The sequence below is a fragment of the uncultured Clostridium sp. genome (assembly GCF_947036855.1).
Taxonomy (GTDB): Bacteria; Bacillota; Clostridia; order Clostridiales; family Clostridiaceae; genus Sarcina.
Genome location: NZ_CAMQRY010000119.1, coordinates 1 through 6774 on the forward strand (window position 1 = coordinate 1; position 6774 = coordinate 6774).

Annotated in this window: 7 protein-coding genes and 1 tRNA gene; 7 read left to right on the top strand and 1 reads right to left on the bottom strand. The window is 31.4% G+C overall.

The features are described 5' to 3' along the window. On the top strand, positions 1–233 hold a 233-nt coding region (locus Q0V15_RS10560; protein ID WP_297438786.1), incomplete at its 5' end, for a hypothetical protein. Positions 234–579: 346 nt separating this feature from the next. On the opposite strand, the gene Q0V15_RS10565 is transcribed toward Q0V15_RS10560, so the two are convergent. Further along, positions 580–661, bottom strand: a tRNA-Leu gene (locus Q0V15_RS10565). A gap of 229 nt (positions 662–890) precedes the next feature. On the opposite strand from Q0V15_RS10565, the gene Q0V15_RS10570 reads away from it, so the two are divergent. The 6 genes from Q0V15_RS10570 (at position 891) to Q0V15_RS10595 (ending at position 6733) form a co-directional block, all read left to right on the top strand. Further along, positions 891–1583 carry an iron-sulfur cluster assembly scaffold protein gene (locus Q0V15_RS10570; protein WP_297438798.1) on the top strand — a complete coding sequence of 231 codons (693 nt, stop codon included), beginning with the start codon at positions 891–893 and terminating at the stop codon, positions 1581–1583. 24 nt (positions 1584–1607) lie between these two features. Next, complete coding sequence (locus Q0V15_RS10575) at positions 1608–2606, top strand: GGGtGRT protein (RefSeq protein WP_297438788.1); 999 nt, start codon at positions 1608–1610, stop codon at positions 2604–2606. A 227-nt stretch (positions 2607–2833) separates the two neighbouring features. After that, the gene (locus Q0V15_RS10580; protein WP_297438790.1) at positions 2834–3880 is read left to right on the top strand and encodes a galactose ABC transporter substrate-binding protein; all 1047 of its coding nucleotides are present in this window, start codon (positions 2834–2836) and stop codon (positions 3878–3880) included. 112 nt (positions 3881–3992) lie between these two features. Then, positions 3993–5495, top strand: coding sequence for a galactose/methyl galactoside ABC transporter ATP-binding protein MglA (mglA, locus tag Q0V15_RS10585; RefSeq protein ID WP_297438792.1), 1503 nt, complete (start codon positions 3993–3995; stop codon positions 5493–5495). A gap of 13 nt (positions 5496–5508) precedes the next feature. Next, a complete protein-coding gene (mglC, locus tag Q0V15_RS10590) occupies positions 5509–6540 on the top strand; it encodes a galactose/methyl galactoside ABC transporter permease MglC (RefSeq protein WP_297438794.1) in 1032 nt (343 codons plus the stop codon). A 16-nt stretch (positions 6541–6556) separates the two neighbouring features. Then, positions 6557–6733: a hypothetical protein gene (locus Q0V15_RS10595; RefSeq protein ID WP_297438796.1), complete on the top strand. Its 177-nt coding sequence runs from the start codon at positions 6557–6559 to the stop codon at positions 6731–6733. Positions 6734–6774: the final 41 nt, after the last annotated feature.

Here is a 6774-nt window from a genome sequence, read left to right on the forward strand (position 1 = left end):
CAAATCACTATTTCAATCAAATTTCAGAAATAGAAGAGGCTCTTGGTGGTAGTGGAGCAAGTTATATGATAATGAAAGGAACTAATGCAAATGATTTTGAAAAGTTTAAAGGTAAGGTTGGAGATTTTGAATATGCTGATTTAGAAGATATGGAAAAATTCTCTTCGCTTAATGTAATTTTTGATGGTGATAAAACTCATAGTTTTATTAGTAAATTACCTAAGCCTATTTAATAAAATGTATAAAAAAAAGTTTTATGGAAATACTTAAGAAATTAAGAATAGGAGGTGAAATTGTAATGATTGATAAAGGTGATAAACTGAAAAAATTGAAAAAAAATATTTTGAAAATTAAACTAAGTAAATATATGCTTAGAGTATTGGATGCTATGTTAATCAATCCTAATAAAATATAAAATTCAAAGTCAGTTTAATAAAAGTTATATCCCTTTTAGTCTTTTTTAAAATTAATAATTTCCTTAAAAGCTTAATTTTTAACTGACCAAAAACTGACTATTCAAAATAAAAAGAGCATCTTGGATTATTTTCCAAGATGCTCTTAACTTTGTATTTAGCTTAATGCCTAAGAAGGGATTCGAACCCTCAAGAGAAAAACTCGGCGGATTTTGAGTCCGCTGTGTATGCCATTCCACCACTCAGGCTTGTTTATTAATTATATCACAATTAAAAATATATATCAATATGTAAAGTTTATATTGGTAAAATTTAAACATTTTTTTTAAAAACTATTGTTAGAGTGCAATAAATTTGGTAGAATAGAACATGTTAGCAGTATTATTTTAAATAGTACAAGCTATTCAAAATATAAAATATAGTTAAGTGTTTAGGGACAAATAACTATAAGTTATTTTTTAGGGAGGAGAAATGAATATGATGTATTCAAGCGAAGTTCAAGAAATGTGTGTAATTGCTAAAGGACCAAATCATGGTTCAGCACCAATTCCTGTAGAAGGAAGATGGGTTCAATCTAAAGAGATTAAAGATATATCAGGATTAACTCATGGTGTCGGCTGGTGTGCACCTCAACAGGGGGCTTGTAAATTAACTTTAAACGTTAAGGATGGTATAATCCAAGAAGCCCTAATCGAAATGATAGGTTGTTCAGGAGCTACTCACTCTGCTGCTATGGCGTCAGAGATATTACCAGGAAAAACAATATTAGAGGCATTAAACACAGACCTAGTTTGTGATGCTATAAACACTGCTATGAGAGAATTATTCCTTCAAATAGTGTATGGAAGAACTCAAACTGCATTCTCAGAAGGCGGATTACCAATCGGAGCTGGTCTTGAGGACCTTGGAAAAGGACTTAGATCACAAGTTGGTACAATGTATGGTACTTTAGCTAAAGGACCTAGATACTTAGAAATGGCTGAAGGATATGTTACTAAAGTAGCATTAGATGCTGATTCATTAATTATCGGATATAGATTCGTTCACTTAGGTAGAATGATGGAAATGGTTGCTAAAGGAATGGGAGCTGCAGAGGCTATGGAAAAAGCTACTGGACAATACGGTAGATTTGACGAAGCTGTTAAAACAGTTGATCCAAGACACGAATAATAAATTAGAAGGGAGAAATTTAAAATGGCATTATTTGAAAGTTATGAAAGAAGAATTAATCAAATCACACCTGTATTAGAGCAATATGGAATGAAAACATTAGACGATGCTAAGAAGGTTTGTGATGATTTAGGAATAGATCCTTACACAATAGTTAAGGAAACTCAACCAATCGCATTTGAAAATGCTGGGTGGGCTTATGTTTTAGGAGCTGCTATAGCTATTAAAAAAGGATGCACAAACGCTGCTGAAGCTGCTGAAGCTTTAGGAGAAGGTTTACAAGCATTTTGTATTCCAGGTTCTGTTGCAGATAACAGAAAAGTTGGAATAGGTCACGGAAACTTAGGAGCTAGACTTTTAAGAGAAGAGACAGCTTGTTTTGCATTCCTTGCAGGACACGAAAGTTTTGCTGCAGCTGAAGGAGCTATTAAAATAGCAGAAAAAGCTAACAAAGTAAGAAAAGAACCATTAAGAGTTATATTAGACGGTCTTGGAAAAGATGCTGCTCAAATAATCTCAAGAATTAATGGATTCACATATGTTGAAACTAAATTTGACTATTTCACAAGTGATCTTAAAATAGTTAAAGAAATTCCTTACTCAAACGGTGCTAGATCTAAAGTTAGATGTTACGGTGCTGATGATGTAAGAGAAGGAGTTTCAATACTTCATTCAGAGGGTGTTGATGTATCAATCACTGGTAACTCAACAAACCCAACAAGATTCCAACACCCAGTTGCTGGAACTTATAAAAAAGAGCGTTTACTTGCTGGTAAGAAATACTTCTCAGTAGCATCAGGTGGTGGTACAGGAAGAACTCTTCACCCAGATAACATGGGAGCTGGTCCAGCTTCATATGGTATGACTGATACTATGGGAAGAATGCACTCAGATGCACAATTCGCTGGTTCATCATCTGTTCCTGCTCACGTGGAAATGATGGGATTCATCGGAATGGGTAACAACCCTATGGTTGGAGCTACAGTTGCTGTTGCTGTTGCAATAGAAGAAGCTTCTAAATAGGAAACTCTTTTTAAATGAATATGAGGTAATTTAATTATCTTAAAATATAGACGTACACTTATTTTGTGAAATATCAAAATAATGTGTGCGTCTTTTTTACGTTCTATTAATATAAAAAAATATCAAAGTTTTTTTATATATGTTCTAAGAATTTTCAATGTAAAAAACATCCAAATAATTATAATATTAGAGTATAAAGAATTTATATTTTAATTGGAGGGATATTTATGAAGATGAAAAAAATATTTGGTCTTATTTTAGCTACTACATTAATAGGTGGTATAGCTGTTGGGTGTGGAGCTGAAGAAACTCCTAAGGAAGAGGGTACAGGTGGTGAAGCTGTAGAAGAAACTCTTAAAATAGGAGTTTGTTTATATAAATTTGATGATACTTATATTTCAACTGTTAGACAAAGTTTACAAGCAATTGAAGATGCTAATAAAGGTAAGGTTGAATTTGAGTTTGTTGATGGAAAAGGTGATCAGGGAGTTCAGAATGATGCTATAGATACTCTTCTTCAAAAAGATATGGATTTATTAATGGTTAATTTAGTTGATACAGGCGCTGGACAAGCTGTAGTAGATAAAATTGAAGAGGAAGGCGTTCCAGTTATTCTATTTAACAGAGAACCAGATGTAGCTGTTATAAAATCATATGATAAAGCTTTATTTGTTGGTACAAACGCTAAAGAAGCTGGAGTAATGCAAGGAGAGATATTAGCAGATGCTTGGAAGGCAAATAAAGAACTCGATACAAATGGCGATGGAATAATGCAATATGTTATGTTAAAAGGTGAGCCAGATAATCCAGAAGCAATTGCTAGAACAGAATATTCAGTAAAAACAATAGAGGAAGCAGGAATAAAAGTAGAAGAACTTGCTAATCAAATTTGTAACTGGGATCAAGGACTTGCACAAAATGCTACAGAAGCTTGGCTTGCTAGATATAATGAAGGCATAGAAGTTATTATAGCTAATAATGATGGTATGGCTCAAGGTGCTATAGCAGCACTTAATGCTCAAGACTTAAATAAAGGTGATGATACTAAAATGATTCCAGTTGTTGGAGTTGATGCAACTGATGCTGCAAAAGATCTAATATCAAAAGGATTTATGACAGGTTCAGTTCTTCAAGATGCACCTGCAATGGCACAAGCTCTTTATGAGTGCGGACTTAATTTAATTGCTGGTAAAAGTGCTATAGATGGAACAGAGTATAAACTTGATGAATCAGAGGTTGCTGTTCGTATTCCTTATAAGCCATATATAAAATAGCATTGATTTTTCAACCTCAAATGAATATTGTAATTTGAGGTTGAATTTTTAAATTTTAAAATACTTACATATTAATTTATGTTTAATTTTATTAAGGTTACGAGGTGATATTATGAGTGAGTTTAAATATTTATTGGAGATGAAGGGAATTACAAAACAATTTCCAGGTGTTAAAGCTTTAGATAGTGTAAATTTAAATGTAAGAGCAGGTACTGTTCATGCACTTATGGGTGAAAATGGTGCTGGAAAATCTACATTAATGAAATGCTTATTTGGTGTTTACAATGAAGATGCTGGTGAAATATTTATAGAAGGACAAAATCAGAAATTTTCTAATCCTAAGCAAGCAATGGAAAATGGTGTGTCTATGGTGCATCAGGAATTAAATCAAGTTCTTCAAAGAGATATTATTGATAATATATGGCTTGGAAGATATAAAACAAAATTTGGATTTATAAATCAAAAAGAAATGTATACTGAAACTTTAAAAATTTTTAAAGAACTAGAAATAGATATTGACCCTAATGTTAAAATGAAAAATCTATCAGTTTCACAAAGACAAATGGTTGAGATTGCTAAAGCAGTTTCATATAATACTAAGCTTTTAGTTTTAGATGAACCAACCTCTTCTTTAACTCATGATGAAGTTGAACAGTTATTTAAAATAATAAATAGACTTCGTGATAATGGCTGTGGAATTATTTATATTTCTCATAAAATGGAGGAAATACTTAGAATTTCAGATGATGTTACTATAATGAGAGATGGGAAGTGGATTGATACTATAGAAGCTAAGAACTTAACAACTAATAAAATAATAAAGCTTATGGTAGGAAGAGATTTAACGGAAAGATTTCCACCAAAAATAAATAAACCTAATGAGGTTATTTTAGAAGTTGCTAATTTAACTGGAATGTATCAACCTTCAGTTATAGATGCTAGTTTTAAACTTCGTAAAGGTGAGATTTTAGGGGTTGCTGGACTTGTAGCATCAAGGAGAACAGAACTTCTTGAAACTATTTTTGGAATAGCCAGAAAATCTTCAGGTGAAATTAAGTTACATGGTAAAATAATTAATAATAAAAATTCACAAGCTGCTATTTTAAATGGATTTACCCTTTTAACTGAAGAAAGAAGAGCTACCGGTATTTTTGGTGGACTAGATATTAAATTTAATACAATGATTGCTAATCTAGATAATTATAGTAATAAATTTGGAATCGTTGATGATAAACAAATAGCTGAAGATACTAAATGGGTTATTGATAGCATGAAAGTAAAAACACCATCACAGAAAACTCAAATTAAATCATTATCTGGTGGAAATCAACAAAAAGTTATTATTGGTAGATGGCTTTTAACCAAACCTGAAATTCTATTACTTGATGAACCCACAAGAGGGATTGATGTAGGGGCTAAATATGAAATATATCAACTGATTATTAATTTAGCAAATAAAGATAAGGGAATAATAGTAGTTTCTTCTGAAATGCCAGAACTTCTTGGTATTTGCGATAGGATTTTAGTTATGTCTAATGGAAGAATTGCTGGGATTGAAGAAACTAAAGATTTAGATCAAGAAAAAATTATGGAACTTGCAGCTAAGTTTATTTAAGGAGGGAATAGAGATGGATAAATTAAAAAAAATTAATTTTAATAAAGAAAGTCTAAAGAATTTTCTTTTAAATTATGCATTATATATAGTTCTTGCAATGATGATAGTATTTTTTGTTATAAAGGAACCTAGTTTTTTATCATTTAGAAATTTAACAAATATTTTAAGTCAAGCTTCAACAAGAGGAATACTTGCACTAGGTATTGCAGGGCTTATTGTTCTGCAAGGAACTGATTTATCAGCTGGGCGAATACTTGGGCTTACAGCTATAGTTTCAGCATCATTATTACAATCGACAACTTATGCTTCAAGAATGTATCCTGATTTACCTATGTTACCTTTAGTAATTCCATTAATTGCAGCTATTGTTATAGGTGGTATTTTTGGATTTATAAATGGATTTGGAGTCGCTAAGCTTAAGGTTCATGCTTTTATAATAACACTTGGAACACAACTTATAGCATATGGAATATCGTGTCTTTATATAGATAGACCTCCACTTGGTGCTCAACCTGTTGCTAATCTTGATGAAAGATATTTAGAGTTTGTAACAGGAAGTTTTCAAATAGGTGAGTTTAAAATACCATATCTTATATTTTATTTAGCAATAATATCTATTATAATGTGGTTTATTTGGAATAAGACAAAACTTGGTAAAAACATGTTTGCTATTGGTGGAAATACTGAAGCAGCGGCTGTATCAGGTGTTAATATAGCTAGAAATATCATAGCCATATTTGTAATCTCAGGAATGCTTTATGGTGTTGCAGGGTTCTTAGAAGCAGCAAGAGCTGGTTCTACAACTACAGCTACTGGATTTAACTATGAACTTGATGCAATTTCTGCATGTGTTGTTGGAGGAGTTTCATTTACTGGTGGAGTTGGTACAATTCCTGGAGTTTTACTTGGTGCTATCCTTTTACAAGTTATAAATTATGGTCTTAATTTTATAGGTGTAAATGCTTACTGGCAGTTTATAATAAGAGGACTAATAATAATTGTAGCAGTATCACTAGATGTAAGAAAATATTTAGCTAAAAAATAATGGAGGACTTTAATTTATGGAAGAAAATTTAAATAAAGAAGAGAATGTTGATGAGAAAAAAATCCCTAAAAAAACTATTAGAGATTCACTTTATAAAAATATAGATGTTTCTGTTTCATATATGGATAAGGTTATTTCTATACTTATGATTTTATTATTTCTTTCAATTTTCATAGCATTATTAAGCAAATAATATTAAAAAGTTATCATCTAGTTTGATGGTAACTTTTTAAT